This window comes from Caulobacter segnis (genome assembly GCF_019931575.1).
GTDB classification, from domain to species: Bacteria; Pseudomonadota; Alphaproteobacteria; order Caulobacterales; family Caulobacteraceae; genus Caulobacter; species Caulobacter segnis_C.
On record NZ_CP082923.1, the window covers coordinates 4,480,031 to 4,502,860 of the forward strand.

The 22,830-nt window shown below is 63.3% G+C and carries 17 protein-coding genes; 9 read left to right on the forward strand and 8 right to left on the reverse strand.

What is annotated here, in order from left to right:
* Window positions 1-421: 421 nt before the first annotated feature.
* Window positions 422-1,186: a histidine phosphatase family protein gene (locus K8940_RS20450; protein ID WP_223391884.1), complete on the forward strand. Its 765-nt coding sequence runs from the start codon at window positions 422-424 to the stop codon at window positions 1,184-1,186.
* The gene (locus tag K8940_RS20455) at window positions 1,183-2,067 is read left to right on the forward strand and encodes an NAD(P)H-hydrate dehydratase (protein ID WP_223391885.1); all 885 of its coding nucleotides are present in this window, start codon (window positions 1,183-1,185) and stop codon (window positions 2,065-2,067) included. Before K8940_RS20450 ends, K8940_RS20455 begins: the two co-directional genes overlap by 4 nt.
* A gap of 34 nt (window positions 2,068-2,101) precedes the next feature.
* Here K8940_RS20455 and K8940_RS20460 read toward each other — a convergent pair whose 3' ends face one another.
* Window positions 2,102-2,524, reverse strand: coding sequence for a hypothetical protein (locus K8940_RS20460; protein WP_223391886.1), 423 nt, complete (start codon window positions 2,522-2,524; stop codon window positions 2,102-2,104).
* 271 nt (window positions 2,525-2,795) lie between these two features.
* Between K8940_RS20460 and K8940_RS20465 the strand changes: the two genes are divergently transcribed.
* Together K8940_RS20465 and K8940_RS20470 are read left to right on the forward strand one after the other, a co-directional pair.
* On the forward strand, window positions 2,796-3,971 hold the full coding sequence (locus K8940_RS20465; RefSeq protein WP_223391887.1) for an alpha/beta fold hydrolase: 1,176 nt from the start codon (window positions 2,796-2,798) through the stop codon (window positions 3,969-3,971).
* 22 nt (window positions 3,972-3,993) lie between these two features.
* On the forward strand, window positions 3,994-6,057 hold the full coding sequence (locus tag K8940_RS20470) for a glycoside hydrolase family 65 protein (RefSeq protein WP_223391888.1): 2,064 nt from the start codon (window positions 3,994-3,996) through the stop codon (window positions 6,055-6,057).
* 46 nt (window positions 6,058-6,103) lie between these two features.
* Here K8940_RS20470 and K8940_RS20475 read toward each other — a convergent pair whose 3' ends face one another.
* The gene (locus K8940_RS20475) at window positions 6,104-7,294 is read right to left on the reverse strand and encodes a zinc-dependent alcohol dehydrogenase (RefSeq protein WP_223391889.1); all 1,191 of its coding nucleotides are present in this window, start codon (window positions 7,292-7,294) and stop codon (window positions 6,104-6,106) included.
* A gap of 41 nt (window positions 7,295-7,335) precedes the next feature.
* Complete coding sequence (locus tag K8940_RS20480; protein WP_223391890.1) at window positions 7,336-7,923, reverse strand: SRPBCC family protein; 588 nt, start codon at window positions 7,921-7,923, stop codon at window positions 7,336-7,338.
* A 304-nt stretch (window positions 7,924-8,227) separates the two neighbouring features.
* On the opposite strand from K8940_RS20480, the gene K8940_RS20485 reads away from it, so the two are divergent.
* From K8940_RS20485 to K8940_RS20500, 4 genes are read left to right on the forward strand one after another with little or no spacing between them, the layout of a single operon-like run.
* Window positions 8,228-9,160, forward strand: coding sequence for an iron-containing redox enzyme family protein (locus K8940_RS20485; RefSeq protein WP_223391891.1), 933 nt, complete (start codon window positions 8,228-8,230; stop codon window positions 9,158-9,160).
* A gap of 9 nt (window positions 9,161-9,169) precedes the next feature.
* Window positions 9,170-9,412, forward strand: a complete 243-nt coding sequence (locus tag K8940_RS20490; RefSeq protein ID WP_223391892.1) for a hypothetical protein — start codon at window positions 9,170-9,172, stop codon at window positions 9,410-9,412.
* Between the two features lie 35 nt (window positions 9,413-9,447).
* Window positions 9,448-9,660, forward strand: coding sequence for a hypothetical protein (locus tag K8940_RS20495; RefSeq protein WP_223391893.1), 213 nt, complete (start codon window positions 9,448-9,450; stop codon window positions 9,658-9,660).
* Window positions 9,661-10,326 carry a cyanophycin synthetase family protein gene (locus K8940_RS20500; protein ID WP_223391894.1) on the forward strand — a complete coding sequence of 222 codons (666 nt, stop codon included), beginning with the start codon at window positions 9,661-9,663 and terminating at the stop codon, window positions 10,324-10,326.
* A gap of 92 nt (window positions 10,327-10,418) precedes the next feature.
* Here K8940_RS20500 and K8940_RS20505 read toward each other — a convergent pair whose 3' ends face one another.
* Genes K8940_RS20505 through K8940_RS20520 form a run of 4 tightly spaced genes read right to left on the reverse strand, consistent with a single transcriptional unit; the run spans window position 10,419 to window position 16,040 of the window.
* Window positions 10,419-12,329, reverse strand: coding sequence for a hypothetical protein (locus tag K8940_RS20505; RefSeq protein WP_223391895.1), 1,911 nt, complete (start codon window positions 12,327-12,329; stop codon window positions 10,419-10,421).
* Window positions 12,330-12,331: 2 nt separating this feature from the next.
* Window positions 12,332-13,294 carry a TniB family NTP-binding protein gene (locus K8940_RS20510; protein WP_223391896.1) on the reverse strand — a complete coding sequence of 321 codons (963 nt, stop codon included), beginning with the start codon at window positions 13,292-13,294 and terminating at the stop codon, window positions 12,332-12,334.
* On the reverse strand, window positions 13,294-15,474 hold the full coding sequence (locus K8940_RS20515; protein ID WP_223391897.1) for a Mu transposase C-terminal domain-containing protein: 2,181 nt from the start codon (window positions 15,472-15,474) through the stop codon (window positions 13,294-13,296). Before K8940_RS20515 ends, K8940_RS20510 begins: the two co-directional genes overlap by 1 nt.
* Window positions 15,471-16,040, reverse strand: a complete 570-nt coding sequence (locus K8940_RS20520; RefSeq protein WP_223391898.1) for a TnsA endonuclease N-terminal domain-containing protein — start codon at window positions 16,038-16,040, stop codon at window positions 15,471-15,473. Before K8940_RS20520 ends, K8940_RS20515 begins: the two co-directional genes overlap by 4 nt.
* 1,062 nt (window positions 16,041-17,102) lie before the next feature.
* On the opposite strand from K8940_RS20520, the gene K8940_RS20525 reads away from it, so the two are divergent.
* A complete protein-coding gene (locus K8940_RS20525) occupies window positions 17,103-21,497 on the forward strand; it encodes a hypothetical protein (protein ID WP_223391899.1) in 4,395 nt (1,464 codons plus the stop codon).
* Between the two features lie 28 nt (window positions 21,498-21,525).
* Here K8940_RS20525 and K8940_RS20530 read toward each other — a convergent pair whose 3' ends face one another.
* Window positions 21,526-22,818, reverse strand: a complete 1,293-nt coding sequence (locus K8940_RS20530) for a hypothetical protein (RefSeq protein ID WP_223391900.1) — start codon at window positions 22,816-22,818, stop codon at window positions 21,526-21,528.
* Window positions 22,819-22,830: the final 12 nt, after the last annotated feature.

Here is a 22,830-nt window from a genome sequence, read left to right on the forward strand (position 1 = left end):
CCTTAAGTTTAGGTCATGTCGAAGGCGACCGAACGTCGCCATGCCACCGGCGGCGCCTGGCGCAGGGCGATCGCTCGGAAAGGCCAGTCTGAAGGACCGACTTCACCCCTCCACAGTCGGTCGCGGCGTCTCCTTCGGCGTGGTCGCGCCAGAAGCGGACTTCGCGTCACCTCCGGCAAGGCGACGTTCGGCGCGTGCTCAAGCCGAGCCGCGTCCTACGCCAGTGGGGAATTCATCGGGGCTGGGGATGAACGGTCCGAGCCCGGTGATCCGCCCACGGGCGCTGGGGGCGACAAGGATATCGGCAGAACATCTTTGTCTTCGGCGTCAGCGGCCACGCCATGAAAACGGCGTGTGGCAATCACTGGGCTTTGGAAAAAGGTCGGTCAGAACCAACGCCCGGATCGCGAGTTCCCAAGTCATGGAACAGCGCTGGCCAGACCGCCTCTGGATTGTCCGCCACGGCCAGAGCGCCGGCAATGTGGCTCGCGACGCGGCCGACGCGGCGGGCCTCGGCCGCATCGACATCGCCGACCGCGACATGGACGTGGCCCTTAGCCCCCTAGGGCGCGAGCAAGCCACGGCGTTGGGGCGATGGTTTTCGGCCCAGCCGGAAGAGGCGCGCCCGCGCACGATCATGGCCTCACCCTACCGGCGCGCGGTCCAGACCAGCCAGATCATTCGCGACCAGGGCGGTCTGGTGTCCAAGAGTCAGAAGTTCTGCGTCGACGAGCGTCTGCGCGAGAAGGAGTTCGGCGTTCTGGATCGCCTGACCCGCGTCGGCATCGAAGCGCAGTTTCCCGAGCAGGCCGAGTTTCGTCGCCTGCTGGGCAAATTCTATCATCGGCCGCCCGGCGGAGAGAGCTGGTGCGATGTGATCCTGCGGCTGCGCAGTCTGCTCGACACCATGAGCCTGCACTATGCCGGCGACCGGGTGATGATCGTCGCCCACCAGGTGGTCGTTCTTTGCCTGCGCTACCTGCTCGAGAGCCTCAGCGAAGAAGAGATCCTGACCATCGACCGCCAGGCCGACATCGCCAACTGCGGCGTGACCGAATACCGCTACGATCCCGACGCGGAGCCCGACGGGGGCCTGCGGCTCGTCCGCTACAATTTCACCGCGCCGCTGGAACAGCAGTCCGCCCCGGTCACCGCCGAACCCGACGCCAATGTCGCGGCGCGATGAGAAAGCTTTCGCGCCTGGGCCCGGCCCTGCTCAAGTCTATGCCGCTACCGGCCGTTGGCGACGGCGGCAAGGATGAGCGGGGCCGCGTGTTGGTGATCGGCGGGGGCCTCGAACTGGCCGGGGCCGTCGCCCTGGCGGGCGTGGCGGCGCTGCGGGCGGGGGCCGGCAAGCTGCAGTTGGCGACCGCCGCCAGCGTGGTCCCGACCCTGACCGTGGCCGTGCCCGAGGCGCGGGTCTTCGCCCTGCCCGAGACCAAGGCGGGTTTGCTCGCGGCGAGGGCCGCCGCGATCCTGTCCAAGCACCTGGAGGGCTGCGACGCCGTTCTGGTCGGGCCAGGGATGATGCACGACAACCAGAACCTGGCGGCCAAGGTGCTGGCCGTGGTTCAGGAGCAAGCCATCGTTCTGGACGCGGGCGCCATGGCCGCGGCCGAGTGTCGGAAGCCGAGCGCTGGTTCGCCTCTACGGGTTCTGACACCCCATGCCGGCGAAATGGCCCGCCTGCTCGACGTCGAGAAGGCGGCCATCGAGGCCGACCCGGTCGCCGCGGCGCATGAGGCGGCCCGCCGGTTTTCGGCGGTGATCGCGATGAAGGGCGCGGAGACCGTCGTGGTCTCTCCCGACGGTCAGGCGGCGCTTTATCCCGGCGGCGGGGCCGGCCTTGGCACCTCGGGATCGGGCGACGTCCTGGCGGGTCTGATCACCGGCCTGCTCGCGCGCGGGGCCGCGCCCTTTCAAGCCACGGCCTGGGGTGTCTGGCTGCACGGCGAGGCTGGCAAGCGCCTGGCGCGGCGCATTGGCCCGCTCGGCTTCCTGGCGCGGGAAATCGCCGATGAGGTTCCCGGCCTGTTGGCGTCCGTCCCACCCCGCCAGTCGGCATAGCGGCAGCGCGCCTACCTGCCGCACGTCGCGCGCGTCACGCCCTGGTCGGAGACATCCACACCTGGACCTTGTGAGCCGCGCCGGGCCCGTCTTCGTTCAGCTGCAGATCGACGCGCCAGGCCGCCACCCCGGGACGTCGCCCGAAGAACTCCTGGTCGTGGGCCGCATGCACGAGAAAGACGGCGTCGGCTGGGCGGGGTGGAGCCTCGCCGTTCGCGGGAACAATCGCCGGTCCCTGGCCTCGGTCGGTCTTGAGCCAAACGAGAACCGTCCACGCCTCATCGTCTGCCTGGCCCGTATGCACTTCCACCCGGTAGCGCTCGACGTCTGGATGGCCGTCCCAGAAACTCTGGTCATGCGGCGCGGCCTTGACCAGCAGATCGGCCCCCTCTGGGGACTCGGGCGCGGGGATCGGCGCGGCCACGGAAGGGTCGGATGAAACAGTGTCGAACGTCATGATGCCTCCCACGCGCCGCTATGGCGCCGCGCCGGCTTGATCGCCTGACGCCTTGTTGACCAACGCGCCACGGGTCGGATCGGCGCCGTCTTGGCGGCCTAGAACGCGGATCGCCCGCGCCGCCTTACCTGGCCCAAGGCGCCAGACGGGTTTGAGGCGATGTCGCCGCGCCGTCGCGAAGTCCGTTCGTGCAAATGATGGCGCGGCGGAACGCGCGCGGAGGCCAGAAGTTTAGGTGCTCCCCCTCCTCGGGTGAATCTGGAACGCCGCCATGCCCTTGATCGTCCTGGCGCGCCTTGCGCTTTCGCTCATCTCGCTCCTTGTCCTGGCCGCCGCAGGATACCTCCTGTGGTCCTGGCATCACGGCTATTGGCTGACCGACGGCCTGGGCCGCGCCCTCCATTTGCGTGAGGCCTGGCGCCTCTGGACGGCCGTGGCTCTGTTGAGCTGGTCCTTCCTAGGCCGTCTTGTCGTCACGCCGCTGCTGGCGCGGGCCGATACAGAACCGACCCGGGCGGAGCGCTCGGCGGGTCGAACCCTGCAAAGCCCCACCGGCTCGTTACTTTATGTCGAGGAGCACGGTCCGGCGGAGGCGCCGCCCGTCGTCCTGACGCACGGCTGGGGCCTGGACGGCACCATCTGGTTCTACCTGCGGCGTGCGCTTTCGCGGCGCTATCGGGTCATCGTCTGGGACCTGCCCGGCCTGGGCAAGTCGCGCGCCGAGAGCGGCGGCGCTGTCGACCTGTCGCATTTCGCGATTGACCTGAAGGCCGTGCTTGCCCTGGCCGGCGACAAGCCGGCTGTCCTGGTCGGCCACAGCATCGGCGGCATGATCATCCAAACCCTGATCCGCGACCATCCGAAGGTGGTGCGCGACCAAGTGGCCGGGATCGTGCTGGTCAACACCACCTACACCAATCCCTTGCGGACGATGATCTTCAGCCCCCTGGCCCAGGCCCTGCGATGGCCGCTGCTGGAGCCCGTCCTGCGACTGGCCATCTGGCTGCAACCGCTGGCCTGGCTGTCTGCCTGGCAGAGCTATCTGAGCGGCTCGGCGCATCTGGCCAACCGCATCGGCTTCGCCAGCCAGGTGACCCGGAGCCAGCTCGAGCACACGACGCTGCTGGCCACGCGCAATCCGCCGGGCGCCCTGGCGCGCGGCAATCTGGCGATGTTCCGCTGGGCCGCCGATGGCGTGCTCCAGGCCACCACCGCGCCCGCGCTGATCCTGGCCGGCGACGCGGACATCGTCACCAAGTGCGAAGCCAGCCGAACGCTCTCGCGGGCCGCGCCCGGCGGCCAGCTGGAGGTGATCACCGACGCCAACCACATGGGCTTCCTGGAGCGCGCGCCAGCTTACAGCGCCGAAATCCTCGCCTTCTGCGACCTGCATCTCCGCTCGCCGACGCCGCTGAACGCCATGACGCGACCGGTCGTTGACGCGTGACCATCATTGCGAGGCAAAAGCCATGAGCGCGCCGATCAATCCGCCTCCCGTCGCCGGCGCGGGGCGTCGTGAGCTTCCGGCCTACGTCTCCAACGGCGTCATCGGCCTACGGGTGCGGGACGTGCCCCTGACGACGGGCATGACCTTGCTGAGCGGCTACAGTGGCGAACACTACGAGCGCCAGATAGAAGCCGCCGCCGTGGCGCCCTACCCGATCGCCGGCGATCTGGCGCTGGACGGCGCCTGGCTCTCCGACGTTCCGCACCAGGTGTCGGATCTCGAGCAGGCCTACGACTTCTCCGCGGGAGAGCTAACCTCCCGCTTCGTCTTCAGGGCCGAGGGGCGAACGGCTGAGGTCGAGGTGCTGACGTTCTGCAGTCGCGCCGACCCGACCCTGGTCTGCCAGGAGATCGCCGTCACGGTCGACAAGGCCTGCAGCCTCGGCCTACGCGCCATTGTCGACGCCCGGGGCGCCGACGGCGACGCATTGAAGCACAGCCGCGAAACGCCGGGCGAGGATCCGCCGTCGACCGACGGGACCTTGCTCTGGCGCTCCGCTGGCGGCCTGTCGACCTGCGGCCTCGCGTTCATCACCACGCTGCTCGGCGCCGGGGAGCAGGATCCCTCGCGGCCGCCGTTGCGTGATCGCCAGCTGGTCAGCGAATACGGCTTCCGCGCCCGCGCCGGGCGCCCGGTGCGGCTGCGCCAGATCGCCAGCCTCGTTCCGCGGGCCCTGCACGACATGCCGGACCAGCAGGCCGCGCGCCTGGCGGCCAAGGCCGCCAGCGACGGCTTCGACAAGATCCGCGCCGAAAACCGCGCTGAATGGGACGAGCTCTGGAAGGCACGCATCCACCTCAAGGGCGCGAGCGCCCAGTGGCAAGGCTTGGCCGACGCGGCTTTCTTCTACCTCAACAGCTCGGTGCACGCCTCGTCGCCGGCCTCGACCTCGATCTTCGGCTTGGCCACCTGGCACGACTATCACTACTACTTCGGCCACGTGATGTGGGACATCGAGGCGTTCGCGGTTCCCGCCCTCTGCCTGGTCCAACCCCGAGCCGCCGAGGCCCTCCTCGACTACCGTTCCGCCATGCTGGAGGGGGCTCGGCGCAACGCCCGCCTGATGGGCCGGCGGGGTCTGCAGTTCCCCTGGGAGAGCGCTCCGGCGAGCGGCCAGGAAGCCGCACCGCTGCCCGGCACAGCCGCCTGGCACGAAGACCACGTGTCGCTCGATGTCGCCCGGGCGTTCACGCTCCATGCCGACGTCACCGGCGACCGCGAATTCCTGCGTACTTCGGCCTGGCCGGTGCTGGCCGGGGTCTGCGCGTGGATCACCTCGCGGGTCACAAGGACGCGGGGCGGCTACGCCATCCTGGAGTCGATGGGCATCGCCGAGCGCGAAGCGCCGGTCAGCAACGCCGCCTTCACCAACATGGGCGCCGTGGTCGTGCTGCGCGACGCGATCCGGGTCGCCGAAGACCTGGGATTCGAGGCCGATCCGGCCTGGGCCGAGATCGCCGACGGCATGGAAATCCCCATGCGCGGCAAGGCGGTGATCTCGCACGACGACTATCGCGTCGACGAGGAGAAGGGCGCGACGCCCGATCCCTTGATGGGGCTGTTCCCATTCAGCTATCGCCTAGAGCCCGACCAAGCCAAGGCCACGCTCGAGCTGTATCTCGGCGCCGCCGAGGCCTATGTCGGCAGCCCGATGCTTTCGGCCCTCTACGGCGTATGGGCCGCGTGGCTCGGCGACCGGGACTTGGCGCTGAAGCTGCTGGACGACGGTTATGGCCAGTTCTGTGTCGGCCGCTTCCTTCAGACCTTGGAGTACCGTCCCGACCGGTTCCCGGAACAGCCGCAGGCGGGCCCGTTCTTCGCCAACATCGGCGGGTTCCTGACCGGCCTGATCCTGGGCTTCACGGGGCTGCGCGTGGGTCCGGGCGGGCCCGAAACCTGGGCGGAGCGGACGGTGGTCCTGCCGACGGGGTGGACGTCGATCGAGATCGACCGTCTCTGGATCAAAGGCCGCCCCATGCGCCTGATCGCCCGGCACGGCGAGATGACGGAGCTGCAGCCGCTATGAGCGCCAGATCCCTCGCCTTGGGCTGGCGAGGGATCCCGCGTCCGTGTCAGGCGGCTTCCTTTTCCCAGTCGGGCTTGAGGACCACCTTGGTCACGGTGTTCTGGTCTTCCTTGAACATCTTGTAGCCGTCCGGGGCGCGCTCCAGCGGCAATCGGTGGCTGATCAGGAAGGTGGTGTCGATGACGCCCTCCCCGATCAGGTCCAGCAGCGGCCGCAGGTACTTGTGCACGTGGGTCTGACCTGTGCGGATCTGCAGCCCCTTCTCCATCAAGGCCCCGATCGGGATCTTGTCGCCTACGCCGCCATAGACGCCCGGGATCGAGACCCGCCCACCGGTGCGGCAGGCCATCAGCACCTCGCGCAACACGTGGGCGCGATCGGTGCCCAGGCGGGTGGCGACCTTGACGGCGTCAACGACGTTGTCGATCGAGAAGCCGTGGCTCTCCATGCCAACCGCGTCGATGCAGGCGTCGGGGCCGATGCCGCCGGTCATGGCCATCAGGGCCTCGCGGACCTTGACGTCATGGTAGTTGATGACCTGGGCGCCCAGCGACTTGGCCAGCTCCAGGCGGCGCGGATGGTGATCGATGGCGATCACCTTGTGCGCGCCCTGGATCAGGGCGCTCTGGATCGAAAACAGTCCGACCGGACCGCAACCCCAGACCGCGACGGTGTCGCCCGGCTCGATCTGGCAATTCTCGGCCGCCATCCAGCCCGTGGGCAGAATGTCGGACAGGAACAGCACCTGCTCGTCGTCCAGGCCGTCCGGAATGACGATCGGGCCAACGTCGCTATAGGGCACGCGGACATATTCGGCCTGGCCGCCGGCATAGCCGCCGGTCATGTGCGAATAGCCGAACAGCCCCGTCATGGCCGTTCCATAGGCGATCTCGCCCAGGTCTTGCGTCTCGGCCGGGTTGGAGTTCTCGCAGCCGGAGAACTGCTGCTTGCTGCAGTGGAAGCACTGGCCGCAGGCGATCACGAACGGGACGACGACCCGCTGTCCCTTTCGAAGCGTCGAGCCTGGACCCGTCTCGACGACCTCCCCCATGAACTCGTGGCCCAGGATGTCGCCCTTCTCCATCGAGGGGATCATGCTGTCATAGAGGTGCAGGTCCGAGCCGCAGATGGCGGTCGAGGTGATCTTGATGATCGCGTCGCGGGGATTGACGATCTTGGGATCGGGGACGGTCTCCATCCGGACGTCGTGTTTGCCGTGCCAGGTCAGGGCGCGCATGCGTTCTCCAGTTCTAGAAATTTGATGTCGGAATTCGAGGATCAGCCTTGCGGCGCGGCGTCCGAGGTCTTGGCGGTGGAGATCTCGCCCGTCTCGATCAGCTGCTTGAAGCGCCGCAGCTCGCGGCGCGCCTGGATCTTCGGCTCCTTTTGAAAGAGCTTGGCGACAAGCTTGCCAAGGTCGCCGCCCAGCGGCTCATAGACGATGGTGGCGGTGATCTGGGTCCCGCGCCCTGGCGGGGCGTCGCGAAACTCGATACGGCCCGCGTTCTTGATGTCGGCGCCCTCGGCCGACTCCCAGGCCAGCAGCTCGTTCTCGACCTCTTCGGTCAGGATGCTGTCCCACTCCACCGTCCTGCCGGCCGGCGCCCGGACGACCCAGTGCGAGCGCCGATCATCGCCAGGCGTGACGCGCTCGACGTTCTCCATAAACAGGGCGAGGTTCCGGAAATCGCGCCAGAAGGCGTATAGCTCGGCGCGAGGCCGGTTGATCGTGATGGTGCGGCCAACCAAGGCCGCTTCATGCCAGCCGCGCTCCTCCGCCACCGCGTTAGCGACGTCACGCTGGCGCACGGCGGCGGTTAGCGGGGCGTCGCTTTGCAGCGCGCGGGCGATCGACTCGTCGGACATCGTGATCTCCTGGGGTTCGGGAGACCAACCGCCCACCTGAAGCAATGTTCCGACGGTGACGATCCAGTCCGGTCCAACCATCAAATGACGGCGGAGCGATCGTGAGTCCGCCCACCCGGCGCTAGGGCTGGCGGGCTATTTTCGCGGGACCGGAGGTCGTGACCGATAGCCGACATTGGAACAGCCTAGAGCACGCTCCGTTTGCTCTGCTCGCCGCCCCCGTTTGGTGCGGCTTTCCATCAACGAGGAGACGACGTGCGGGCCCCGACCGCACCGCGTCCTCTCGCAAATGCCGGAGCACAGTATGTTTGGTGGCGATCGTCTTTCGCGCCTGGGCGCCTTTGGCCCGCAATTTCCTGACGCCGACGCCCTGCACAAGGGACTGGCCCATTGGAACCATCGACGCCTGACGCCGGAATCGCCGACGCAGGCCTGGCATGACGAGATCAATGAAGAGCGTCGGATGAAGCGCCTCGAGGGCGAGTTCATCGAGGGCTTCCGAAGCCATATCGCCCCGCTCGTCGACAAGGTCCCCGAGGACGCCGAGGCTTTCGTCGCCTGGTTCGAGGCGCTGAAAGATCACGGCCCTGGACAGTGGGACCCGCTTTTCGACTGGCTGGAAGGCTCGGCCTCGCTGGAAGACATCAAATGGTTCCTGACCCAGGAGGCCGCCGGCGAGGCGGGCTTCGACGACCTGGTGGCCATGACCCAGGTCAAGGTCCCCGACCGCGCCAAGCTCGAACTGGCCCGCAACTATTGGGACGAGATGGGCCGCGGCAATGCGCGTGGCATGCACGGCCCGATGCTGGAGTCGACGACCGCGACCCTGGGCCTGACGCCGACCATCGACACCACGCTGTGGCAGTCGCTTTGCCTGGCCAACACCATGACCGCCTTCGCCACCACCCGGCGCTACGCCTGGCACTCGATCGGCGCCCTGGGAGTCGTCGAGCTGACCGCTCCCACCCGCGTGGCCTGCGTCGACGCCGGCCTCAAGCGCGTCGGCGTCGCGCCCGAGGCGCGCAAGTATTTCGCGCTGCACGCCCACCTCGACGTGGAGCACTCCAAGGCCTGGAACGCCGAAGCGCTGATACCGCTGGTCTCGGAAGATCCGGGCCGAGCCCGCTTCATCGCCGAGGGCGCGATCATGCGCCTGATCTGCGGCGAACAGTGCTTCGAGACCTATCGCGCCCACCTGTGGGCCCACGCCCATCCGCTCGTCTACGCCGCCGAATAGGAGACGCCGATGTCCACCGTCTTCGATGTGGCCCCCTATGACGGCGGCTGGTGCGTGAAGATCGCCGCCACCGGCGAGGTGCTGTTCTTTTCCGCGCGGCGCCGGGCGATCGCCGAGGCCCGCGCGCTCTCCAGAGCCTGGCCGACGGCGGTCGAGGTGCGGGTTCGCGAGCGCGCGACGTCCTTCGAAACCTGGGCCCCGGACGACACCCGGCCCTCCGCTTTTCCCTACCCGCTCGGCGCTCCGGCATGAGCGCCGCCGCACACCCCTCCGACCCGGAGAATGAAATGGACGGGGACACGATGGTTCGATTCTCGATCGCGCCGACGGCCTGCGGTTCCTGGCTTTGGCGGACCATCGATCGCGAAGGTCGCCTTCGGGCGCACGGCTTGGCGCCGACCCGCAAGCTGGCGGCCGCCCTGGTGATCCGCGACATCATCCATGCCCGCGCAGATCAGGTCATGCGGCAGCCTCTCCACCTCACGGCCAAGGCGGCCTAGATGCGCGTCCTCGAAACCGCGACCTATCGCGGCCCGCATCTCTACGCCGCACGGCCCATGGTGCGGATCCAGCTCGACCTGGGCGCGCTCGAAGCCTGGCCGACCAACCGGATCGTCGGCTTCACGGATCGCTTGATGGTCGCCCTGCCGGGTCTGACGGCGCACGGCTGCTCCTACAAGACGCACGGCGGCCTCGTTCTGCGGATGCGCGAGGGCACCTGGCTGGGGCATGTGATCGAGCACGTCGCCCTGGAGCTGCAGAAGCTGGCCGGGGTCGAGGTGGGGCGAGGCAAGACGCGCTCGGTCAAGGGCCGCCCCGGCGTCTACAACATCCTCTATGTCTACGAAGGCGAAGACCTGGGTCGCGCCGCGGGGCGCGCCGCCGTCGAGCTCGTCAACAGCCTGTTGCCCCGCGACCTGGCGCCCCTTTTGCCAGCCGAGCCTTTCAATCACATCTGCGGGGATTTCATCACCAGGAACGGGCGGAACATCGGGCGCGGCGTCGAGAAATCGCGTCAGGTCCTCGCGCCTAGCGCCGGCCGCCCGGGTCTTGAAAAACTCCATCGTCTCGACGCGCCCGGCTACGGTCTCAACGATGAACTCCTCAACTGTCAGCCCCAAATCCGCGGCGAGCTCAACGACCTTCGCGTGCAAAGCTGGAGGTAGAAAATCCGTCATGGCGTCACCACGAGATCAGCGCTGTCGAGGCGCTATCAGTTGAACTTCCGGCCGATATTCCTCTGACGCAAGCGACGCCGCTACGCCGGCCGTCCTTGCGGAAACCGCTCATTGAAGAAATCGGCAACTTGCCGACGCGGCCAGAATGGGCCGGCCACACGGACAATGCCGTACTCCGGCAGAGCCTCCCGTAGGGTCGGCGATACACGCCAGCGCCAGGTTATCTCCCGTGAACTGATCAACTCGTGGCCCAACTGTACAACGTCGCCCCGCGGAACACTTCGCCTGGCGCCCTCCGGCCGGCCAAGCCGCCCATTCGCCATCAGCCACGACACATCGCGCGGGAAGCAGTTCAAATATCGCTCGACTTCCAGCCTGGTCATGTCGGGCTCGGGGCCGAGCACAGAGGCCCGCTCCGGAAGCGCCAGCAATTCAGGGTAAGCACCTTCGATAAAGGCCCGCCCGCTCGCCTGACCAACCACCAGCTCATCAAGTTTGAGCCCGACGGGGCTCATACCGACCTCTATGAGGCAGGAGCCATCGAGTAGAGCCTTCACAATCGCTCCCCACGGCTTTTCACTGTCTCCGATCGCACTGAAGACGTCAGCCAAGGACCACACGGGACCGGAGAGCAACCGGAGGCATCTGCATAGTCGCCCCACTAGGTCGTCCACTTCCCCGCGATGGAGTTGCAGGCCATCGTAGATCGCCGCCACCGCAGGATCGTTATTCACAGTCAGAAGACCGAGACTGACAAGCTGTTCGATGCCAGCGAGGGGCATCCCGTAGGACCTTGAGAAGTCGAGAGCGGACTGGCGATTGCCGAGCCGCGCCGCCATGGCATCAACGCTGACTTTTGAAAACCATTCCAGCTTGCGCCCAAACCCACGGGGCGGAGACACTTCGAACTGCCTCTGGTCCGCAAGCCGTCTCATCGTAGCCTTTGACAGGTGAAGCTGCTCAGCCGCGATCGAAAGCGAGAGATCTCCACGCCCCTCTCTTTGGGCCATCAAACGAATTGGGCCATGCAGGATGGGTTCATACTCGCGCAGCACATCGTCAACGATGGCCCGAACCGCGGGGAAGCTGTTCAGGTAGTCAGCGGCGGCGAGATTGCTGAAGAAGGGCGAGCGTTTTGCGTTCAAGCGGGTCGAGGTTGCGAACTTTCCGACGCTAGCGGGAAAGGCGAGGAGCAAATCAGCCCCCTCTGCCATTCCCCGCCACCTCCGACTCTCCGGTTGGGCAGTATCATAGCCTTCGGCCGCGAGTACAGCCCGCCCAAGGCCGAGCGCGAATTCAAGCAACTCAACATTTGTCAGACTACGGAGGACCCCAGGAACCCTTTTCAGCGCGTCTTCACGCGTCTGGTCGAAGGGGCTGACTAAATCGACCAACAATTTGAAGGCGTCTCGATAAGTTTCGGGCACCGCTTTGGCACGGGCACGGCGAAGATCGTATCCGCAATGCCGGCACCTAGCCGGTCCCAGCCGACCGTACCAATCAAGGGGGCGACCACACTCCGCAGGACAGGCGTCGAGCAGAAACTCCCACTCTTCAGTGCAATAGGGCAAAGATCCGATAGCCCAGGAGGATCGGTGGTAGGGCCCTTTCTTCAGTGCTTTCGGTGAAACCCTGCGCCGGTTGAACGTGAAATGCATGGATCGCATTGTCAGGCCGAAGAATTGGACTGAACCTCCCCTCACGATGTCTCCGCGCAGAATCCTTTTTTCTAGATCTGAGATCGGAATCCCTAAGCAAACACTGAGAACTTCGAGCGCCTCGCGCTTCGCAGTTGAAAGCATCGCGACGCTAGAGAGGCCGGCTACTCTGAGGATGTCATGAGGGCCGCTGAGAATGTTCTCCTCGGTGAGCCGCATCAGGAGGCTAGGCAGGCTCTCGTCAGCGAACGGTGACAGCTTTAGGGCCAGAGTAGGTAGGCCGACCTGGGACGTTCCCCAGGCTTCACCTGAACTCAAGTCGGATATCGACATGGCTACACCTCGCGCAGACGCGAAAGGAAAGGGTTCGCCTTGACGAAATTCTGAGGCACCGCCCAGCGATCGGTAGCCAACATCAAGTCATAGGGCTCGATACGCGAAGCGCCGCGCCGCAAAGCGATCTCGAGGGCCACTCGCACCAGCCGCACAATGCGCCCGATTACCCCATCACATACGTTATGGAGGCATCCGACGATCCAAGGATCTTCCCACCCCCCAAGCTCCTCCATTAGGCCGCGCTCCACGACAGCTTTGTCGAGAGCGACAATGAAGTCGGCGAGCAAGCTACGGTCGTCTGCAATCTCGGAGTCCAGCTGCCGGATGTCCGCAGGCGGTAACAGGCGTCCCGAAAGCTGCAGGTTGCGCGTGAACATGGGCAGCGCTTCCTCGACGCCCATGAACACCACAGAAACTACACCATCATCTAGGAGCCGTTTTAGGGAGTCCGTGACGTCCCCACCGGTGCCTCTCGAGGAGAGGTGTTGGACTTCGTCGATGATGAGTAGGAGGGTCTTAAAGCGCTGCAGGAGTTTGTAGACGCGTTCACGGAGCACATCTTCAGTGCCTCTGGCGTGAAATCCATCGCCCAGAGCATTCAATATGGAAGAAAATAGCCTCCTTGAGGTCGCTTGGCGCTCAAGGGCGACATAAACGATCGGCTTGGCGTTACAATCTTCTGGAAGTTTGGCCTCAATCAGCGCTTTTATTCTTAAAGCCGCTGTTGTTTTTCCCGAACCACTTGGCGCTATTACTCTTAACCCTCGCTGCGGCTGCCCCATGGACGCCGCGCTCGATTTGACCAGAAAGTCGAAGACACCATGCAGAACAATGTGTGGTGTGTAATAGATGTAGATCGTGTCGAACTCAGCTAGCTTCTCTACGATTTGGGCGTTGCGAGCAGTCGACCATTCTTCCTGCAGACTACCGGTACAGGGCTTCAACGGATCCAAAGCGCTCATCACTCGAACCCCTTCAGCGGGGTGGATCGGAGTGTGAAGGTATAGGAATCCGGCGTCTTCGACCTCGGTGGTGAGTTTCGCTTAGACTTCGATTGTTTAGGTTTGGGTTTGCTTCGAGCTGACCTTGTCGGCGGCGTGTCGCCGTCTTCACGGATGGCGGCTAGGGCCCGATGCTCGATGATCGGCGCCAACCCATCATGTCGCGCCGGCGCGAACGCCAGGCCAATCCCATGGCCTTCGAGAGTAGCCTCGACCGTCGGCGAGTGCAGAAGACGGGCAGCGGCCCTTCGTTCCTTGCCGCGGAGCTCGGGTGCGTAGTCGGAAATGAGCCGCTGTAGCTCTGCACGGGCGAGAAGACGGTCCTCTTCACTGCTAAACCTAAGACCGCACTCCTTGGTCCATGCTCTGAGCTGATTGTGGTGCCAGAACGATATTCCTGAGGCGTAACGATCGTCGGTGCAGGGCAGCGTCACATACAGGTTGCGACGCTGGTTCCAGACATTGATCTCGGCGATGTTGGCAGGGTTGTACTTGACCTTCACCTTGGCCGTCGCCGAGCCGCGCCGCTGCCCACGCCTTGGCTCCAGAGAGATAAGATCCTCAAGCAGAGCTCCGGTCAGGGACTCATCGTGAAACTGAAGCCCGAACAATTCGACGCCCGATTTGGTGAGCGTACGGGGGTACTTTATTTGCCCCAGCATTCGGTCAAGCTGCCGGTCATCGCCAATGACCGGGATGCCGAAGGCTTCCATGTCCCGACGCCACACATCGGCAGGAGGCCGGAGCAAGTCCGAGTGCTCCTCGATGTGGTAGTAGCAGATGGCCTCCCAGATAAGGTCTTCCAGTTGGCCGAGGGTGAGGATCGCATCCGTAAATGGGTCATAGCCCATCTGCCGCATCAGCTCAGGCTTAAGCGTCCCTCCGGGTAGCTTCTGAAGGAGAAGAGTATTCAGGATGCCGAAAAAGCGCTCTCCGATCGCCTTGTAGGTCGGGGACTTCACGGGCGCCCAACGCACCGCGGTGCTCATGTCCGCCATGCTGTCCTCAAAAGACTTGCCTGCGAATTCCCACCCGTTGTCGACCACAATCTCGTCGAAGCGCCCGAAAATGTCGGCAAGTACGGGGTATTTTGGCTTACGAGCCTTGAGGTGGAGCTTTGGCCTATTGGCGCGCTTGATGCACTCCATGGCCTGATAAAGCGATGGCGGCTCAAAGCTTAAAACAAAGGCCAGTATGCATCGCGTCTTCACATCGATGAGGACAGTCAGGTAAGGCCTGCCCAAAGGGAGCAGGTTCTCAGCGTCCAACACGGCGATACTATCGACCTGAGTATGGTCCATGCAGCCGATCTGCAGGAAGCGCGTGGCCGACAGGCCCTTGCCGTCAGCCTTGAAGCGAGCCTGCGCCAGCTTTTCGCCGAACTTTGCGGCGTAGGAGTCGTAGCACTCAAGCTTCCGGATTTCTTTGCGCAGGATTTCTTGGCTGGGTACCCGTAGAGGCTCTTCTCCAGCCCGAACGCGCCATCGGTTGAGCCGAACGAGGCGCTTGTGGGCCCATGCGTAGACATCACGTACGCCGTAGCGCGTGGTCCAGTAGCGAATAGCAGCTTTCTGCAGCAGCCTCACGCTTGTCGCTGGCAGCCGCCGGCGCCGAGGGACGCGGCCCGATAGCGACAGCATTTGCCGCATGGGCCGCTCACCAGGTACGCCGCGCTTTTCCAACCATCTCCGCACGGTCCGCACGCCCGGCTTCTTCAAGAAGACAGCATTGCCTACCGGAATGTAGGCCCAGATTGCGCAGAGCTGGAGCCTGATGGCGTGTTCGCCGAAGCTGCAAAAGCCAGCTTCATCGAACTTGCTCAGGACAAATCGACGGACCGCAGCCTGAGGATCGCGCTCAAGTACCTCGTCCGGCGCATATTCACGAACGGCGGCGAGACGCCGAGCGTCGGCCGACTCCGGGATCGTTGGGAGTTGGCGTAGGCGCCCCAGCCCGAACATCTCGATCGCCCAAGTGCGATCGGGGGCTCGCATACCGTCCGGCGTTTCGATCTGGAGCGGTCCGCCAGTCCTGTCGACACTGAAGTGCAGTAGGCCGTCACCCAGATCCCGGACGTAACGGATTTTCTGCCCGTCAACTTCCCAAACTTGTTGGGGCGTGAAGCGGATGGAAGCGCTCATCGAACCACCTCCAATAGGCTGGCTTTGGGGCAAACGGCGCGTACGGCGCTATCGCTTGAGAGCGGCGCGCTGAGATCGATGTGGATGATCCGCGCGACCATCATCGCCATGGCAATGGCCTCGCCGGCCCGGTGATCGCCCAAGGCTGCCGCCACGTCTCCAAGCGTGGCGCCTTCGCCGCACCGGTCGATGGCGGCTAGCACCTGATAGGTGTGCGAGCTCTCGAAGCGGACTGACTTGTTGCTCTGAACAAGATGGACGTTTTCTCGCCAAACCTTCGGCTGGATGAGTTCCTCTCGGAGAACCGTTCGGAATAGCCAGCCCATTTCCCTGCAAAGCTCGGCGACGGCTTGGAGCTTCCTGGCGTAGTCAGGATCGCGCAACGCTCGCCGGTCGGATTTAACCTCGACGACTTCGACTTGGCCGTTAGCTAGGAGTCGCGCGCAGTCGGCGATGTACCGATAGATCTGTCCATCGTCGACGAACTCGAAGCGGAAAGGCTGCGCCCTGTAGTCGAGGACGTCGGTGTCGACCTCGCAAAGGTGAAACAACGCCAGTTCATTCATGCTCTCGTGGGGCAGCGCACGGCCCGCCTTGCGGCTGGGATAGCTGCCCGTTACTTGCCGGCGGCGACCTGTGATGATGGTCCTTATTGGTCTTCCATCCGGCGTTACGACCAGGCGCCCCCGGACGGTAACCTGGGACCAATCTTCATGGCGCCTAACAAGCCCCGCCGATGCGAGCGCGTCGGTCAAATTGACTGGCCCCTTTGGCGTGTAGCCGACGGGGGCTCGGTCATAGAGACTTGCCTTTTGGCCATAGGTCAGGGTGTGGAGCGCAGTGGGCGCTCCATTGGGATTGGGCATAGGCCACTCCTCTGGATTGGTTTTCAGGAAGGAGCGGAAATCGAGCCGCACGTATCCAGCGCCGCCTGCGACACAGACAGTTGACTTTGGAACGATGCGGGGGGAAAGTTGGACATCGATGACCAATCGAAGTCGGGGTTTCCCCGAGAAAAGCCCGGGCCGGCAAGCCCGGGCTTTTCTCGTTTCCGCTGTATTTGTTGATCTATCGCTGCATCAACACCTCGCGTTAGGTCGCGGATAGAGCGCAACATGCATGCACGCAGCGCGAAGCATGATGATCACGACAAAATCTGAGATACACAAGGCTGACCCGTTAAATATATTCATCCACACCCTATAGGGTATGGCGATAAATATCTCGCGCTCATTATGCGATCGCACGAAAATATAGATCGTCTTTTATTCGCATTACTTATAATAAATTTTGAAATCTGGCCAATAACATTAAAGAGCGGGCAGAAATGGACTTAGCGTGAAATGCGCACAACTCCGTTACACGACACGCTCTCCGGCGCGAGCAGTGGCACTTCCCCCTCGTCGCCTCACGCTCATTCCGCAAGAAACTCTTCTTGCAGCTCGCTCCGGCCGCTCGCCACTAATCCGGACCGGTCCCAGACCTCGACTACCTCGCATCGTGAGCAGGCCAGCGAGGAGCGACAAGTGACTCGTTGGCGACGTTGGGAAGGTCCGCACTCGGGCAGGTTATACGACGTCGAACCGTCGCCACTTGCGTAGATTTCGTGGTCACCTAGATTTGAGCTAATGCCTTACGTTCAGCTCAATCGCAGATTTTCTCCGTGGAGAGACGAGGACACACAACGCGATGACTTCGCACTATTCGAGCGTGAATTCTATGGCGACGTGCAATGGGACGAAATCCTCAAGAGACAGCGCGTCATCGTCCTCTCGGAAGCGGGGAGCGGGAAATCCAGAGAGCTAGAAGAACAGGCCGCCAAGCTCATAACGGCCGGCGAATTCGCTTTCCACACGACCGTTCAGAAGGTGGCGAGTGATGGCCTCGACGCAGCGCTTGATAATGACGGGCGCGAAAGGCTGGCAAGATGGCGGGATTCGGATGCGGTTGGCTGGTTCTTCATCGACAGCATCGACGAAGCAAAGCTCGATCATATTCGATTTGCCGACGCCCTTAGCAAACTGGCTGATGGGTTGGGAAACAACAAATCGCGCGCCCGCGTCATCATTTCAGGGCGCTACAGCCGATGGGAGTTTCGGGCCGACCTCAAGAAGCTGAACGAGCTGCTTCCTACTGCAAAAGTCGATGAGGGAGTCCCCCTAGATCCCGAGCAAATTCTCGCGAGCATTCTGCGCAACACCCACAAGGGCCGCGAGAAGGGCAAGCCAGAGAAGCCGCTAGTGGTGCTCATGGCTCCGCTCGACAAGAAGCAGGTCCGTCAATTTGCCGAAGGGCAAGGCGTTCACCAGCTAGACGAATTCATGGCCGCGTTGGAGCGCGAGAACCTCTGGCACTTCGCGAAGCGACCGTTGGATTTGGGCTGGTTGGTAGACTACTGGCAGCGCCATGCTCGCTTCGGGCGCCTGTCCGAAATGCTGGAAGCGAGCATCCGTGCTCGGCTGCAAGAGGAAAACCCCGAACACGGGGCGCGCGACGAGATCGATCCCGACGAGGGACTGAAAGCTCTTGAACGGATAGCAGCGACGTTGGTCTTCGGCCGCGGCGACAAGATCGAAATTCCCGACACCGAAATCAGCCTGGAGCCGTCAGGCGCCTTCAAGCTTCGTGACATCCTGCCTGATTGGGCAACAGAGAAGCTCCCGAAGCTACTGTCGCGCCCCGTCTTTGATCCTGCAGCGGTGGGCCAGGTCCGCCTTCACAACGATAACGAGGGTGTCGTGCGCGGGTATCTTGCGGCCCGCTGGCTCAACGCCCGGCTCGACGGAAACGCCCCGAAATCTCGCGTGCGCGCTTTGCTCTTTGGCGACGCCGATGGCGTGCCTGTAGTTCTGCCTTCGGTGCGAGAGACGGCAGCGTGGCTAGCGATCTGGAGCGACGAGTTCGCGCAAGAGATCATCGCACGTGATCCAGCGCTCCTGCTTACGGCGGGAGATCCTGCGAGCCTGCTGCTCGACGTGCGGCTTGGCGCACTCGAAGCGACCTTTGCGCAGTATGCGGCAGGCATTGAACGTTACCGTTTCCTCGACCGCGATACGCTGCGCCGTTTTGCGACCCCGGACATCCTGCCCGCGCTCCGAGCCGCTTGGACGCAGCACAATGGTGTGGAAGAGGTTCGTCGCCTGATCCTCACCATGATCGAAGCGGGCAAGCTGCAGGACGGCATCGACATCGCGAGAGAGGCGGTCGCGGCAGCTTACTCAGACAAGATCACACCCATTCTGGCCGTCCGGGCGCTAGGGTCGGTTGGCACTGACGACGATCTAAAAGCGCTGGCGCAGAAAGTAGCTGCCGAGTTCAAGACTCTGGATACAGGTGTCGTTTGGGAGGCGTTGGACGCCGTGTTCCCGAAACATCTCAACATCGATGCGCTCGTTCAAATTCTTGATGGTCTGGAGAAGGCGGGCGACACCGCGCACCACTTCGACTGGCGGGGCACACAGCTCGTTGATCGCCTTAGGACGCGCGAGCAATTCAAGCAATTCACCAAGGCGGTTTTGCCTCTAGTCGAAGAGCACGATGAAGAGGAGGAGGATCAGCCGAAGCGGCGGGGTCGTGGCGACAACAAGTTCAAGCCGCTCCTTCAATCAGCCGCGTCCGGCTTGTTGAAGCTTCTGCCGGCGCGGAGCATCGACATCGACGTGGTGGACGCCGCCGTCCGATTGGCAAGCGACCAGTACGGGGGACGCCGCTTCGACGACGAAGCGTTTGGCGCCGCCCTTCAAGCTTCCCCTGAACGTCGGCGGATCGGGCTCTGGCGCGCAGTCGAACTGCTCAAGGATCATAAGCGAGTCCATAACGGGCTGACCAACCTCTGGCAGCTCGAGTTTGCTGGATGGTCAGCGGGCCTGCGCGAGGAAGATATTCCGTGGCTTCTGGAAGACGCGCGCGATGGCGATACGCCGATCAAGCGTCAGTTGGCTCTCACGGGCCTGCTCCCGCTGTGGCGGGACCACGGAAAATCGGACGAGTTGCTGAAGAAGATCAAAGACGCTGCCGAAAAATCCCAAGTGTCAAAGGATTTCCTGAAGGCATGGCTCGAACCGCCGAAGCCTGAACCATGGGAAATCGAGCACCATGAAAAGATGGCGAAGCTCAAGAAGCAGCATGATCTGGAGCGCGCGAAGCGCGATAAATCGTGGCGCGATTTCTTGGACGGCCTCAAAGCGAACCCAACTCAGCTAAGGACGCCGCCGGCCGACTTGAAGCCGGGGCATACCGACGGGCGTATCTTCTACATCTGGGAACTGCTGTACTCGGCAAGCGAGGAGCGCACCGGCTACTCCATCGACGGTCTTGGTATCCTCGCAGAAGTCCTCGGTCCGGAGCTGTCGGAGGAAGTCACTTCTGCCTTGATCCGGTTCTGGCGAAGCCACAAGCCGACATTGACCAGCTCACGAAAGCCCGACGCCCGCAATCAGACAAACAAGCTGGACTCCATGAGCATCTCAGCCATTTCAATGGAAGCGAAGCGCGATCCGAATTGGTTGAACGGGTTATCGTCGAGTGAAGCGACGACGTCGGCGCAGCTTTCAACGCAGGAGCTAAATGGCTTCCCGCGATGGCTGTTCCCGCTGGCCGAAGTCTGGCCAGATGAAGTTCGCGACGTGTTTGTCGGTGAGGTTGCGGACCATCTGGCCGTAGCGCCGGACCAGCATGGGTTTCTCGATACCGTTGGGTACTCCGAGCCCGCGCTCGCAAAGCTCGTAGCGCCTGTCCTCTTAAAGTACGTCGAGGAGCATCCCGACCTGGCGAAGCTTCCGCTTTCAAAGGTCTTCCGGATTATTCGGAAGGCTATACCGGATGTCGCCGTTCCGCGGTCCTTCATCGATCTCGCATTGGAGCGTTTCAAAAGCTTCGAGACGTTCGGCGAAGCTGCGACGTACCTTGGCTTTGTAATGCTTGTCGTGCCGGCCGAGGGCGTGGTCGCGCTGTCGGAAAAGCTCGATACGTTGTCGGCCGACAAGCAAAAGTCTCTCGCTGAAAACGTCCTCCCGGCCGTGTTCGGTGACGGGTGGCTGAGCGGTGGCATTAGCCCGAAAGTCCTTCCATTCGACGTTTTGGAACGGCTGGTCGTCATCGCCTTTCGCACGATCCGACATGAGGAGGACGTGCACCATGATGGAGTCTATTCACCGGGCCTTCGCGATCATGCCGAGGGCGCGCGTTCCAACTTGTTCAAGCAGCTCTGCGCGACGCCGGGACGCGAGACGCTAGAGGCGCTTCGCCGACTGTCCGCCGAACCGGGCGAGGTCATTCCTCTTCTGCGCATCGACAGGCTTATCTATGACCGGGCGTGCGAGGATGCCGAGCATGCCAAATGGCCCGCAGCCGAAGCACGCGAGCTTGAGAAGCAATTCGATATAGCGCCGCGCACGCCGCGCGACTTGCAGTTGCTGGCGCTATCGCGCCTCGAAGACATCAACCACGATCTGCATCATCACCGCTTTGGACAAGGTCAGTCCTTCAAACGGCACCCGAACGAGCGCGAGGTGCAAAAGGCTTTGGCTTGGGAACTCGAGCACGAGGCTGGTCGTGCTTACACCATGGAACGCGAACCACATGTCGCCGACGAGAAGGAGCCAGACATCAGGCTCCAGGCGCGCGCGACAACGGCAAGTCTGCCTTTGGAAATCAAGGTCGCGGAAAGCTGGACCATCCAACAGCTAGAAGACGCGATCACGGTCCAGCTAGCGGGCCGCTATTTGCGCGAGCGCGATGAACGGCACGGCGTCTTGGTGCTGGTGCACCAACATGCTCGGGCTCAGGGCTGGGAGGCGGAGGACGGGACGTTCCTCACGTTCAGCGAAGTCGTGGAACGTCTCAAAGCGTTCGCCTATCGCCTAGGCGCAGGCGGCACAGATGCCGCGCGTGTGGAGATCGCTGTCGTCGACATTTCGGACATTGAACAAGCGGTGAAGGCAAAACCGAAGCGCCGTAGCGCTGCCGTTAGAAAATCACCGGCGAAGAGAGATCCGCGCGAAACGTCGCCTTCCCCGCGGTGACCTAAGGTCCGTTACTGGCGCAGCTCGTTCACCTAGGGAGGGGCTTGCGGCGCTCGAACAAGAGCTTGATGACGCTCTTGTTTTTGCTGTGTTTGACATGGGCGCCGATCGGGTCGGCGAAAAGGCCCAGGATGTGCCAGCTGTTCCAGTCATAGACATTGACGACCTGCGCGCCCGTGATCTCGGGCACTTCGTAGGTGAGAGCGTCGTTGGGGTCGTTGAACGCGATGATCTGTCGAATGTGCTGTGCACCGCCTGAGCCGCGGGGCGGAGAGGCCCATTCCCTCAGGGCGGAAAACGGGGAGACCGCTGGGATCGACGCGCTATCCGCGTCGTTGACCGGCGAGACGACGGTCACAGCGTCAGGCGAATGACTGGCCTTGATGGGAAGGGGAACGGCACCGGAATCCAGTCCCTCGATACGAGCCAATTCGAGAAGCGCAAACTGGTTGGCGAAGAAATAGAGATCATAGGTGCGTTGCATGACGTCGCGCACGCTTGAGGTCGGCTTGGAGCTGGCAAAAGCATCCATCACCACGAAGCTGCCCAGGCTCTCGGAGACGATGACGAACGTCTCTCCTTTGGAACCGGACCTTCCCGCATAGGCAAAAGCCTGCTCCATGGTCTGGTGGAAATACGCGCGCATCGGCCCAAGCGTGATAACGGCGTCGGCGAGTCCCCAGTTCATGATCTGCGCCTTGAGCATCCTGTTGGCCCAAGCGCCCTTTGCATGGCGCGGCGCATTGGCGATCCGCGCTTCGACATCCGCCTTGGTTGTCCAAGGGTGGAAAGGAGGAGCGGCGCGCGCGCAGCGCTCAAGGTGTTCTTCGTCGGGCCCCGAAAGCTCGATCTCCGGCAGGAGGAGATAGCGACACTTGAGCGGAAACAGCAACGGCCACCAGTTTACCTCGTCGACAATCACTTCGACGCCGTCGTGGCGCTTAAAGTGGTAACGATCGACAAAGGGGCGGCTGCCAATCCACTGCGCGTCAGTCCAGATGCGCTTGCCGTAAAGCGAAGCGGCGGGCGCCGCACTTCCAAGATCGGCAACATACTGGTCGTCGGGAGCTTTGTCGCCCGATCTACATGAGAAGTCGGGCTGCTGGCAGATCGCTTTGCGTAGCTCCACCGAAGCGCCAGGACCTTCCGCGCGCATTCCATGAACGAAGATGACATGGACCGGTCGACCAGCCGTGGCCTGCTCGATGAGATCGCCCAGTGAGCGCGTACCCTTGAGGGACTGATGTGGCTTCACCTCCGCAGCAGCCGGAAATCCAAGCCCTAGGCACATCGTGGCAAAATAGCAGGCCACCAGGCGCAACCAGAATCCATC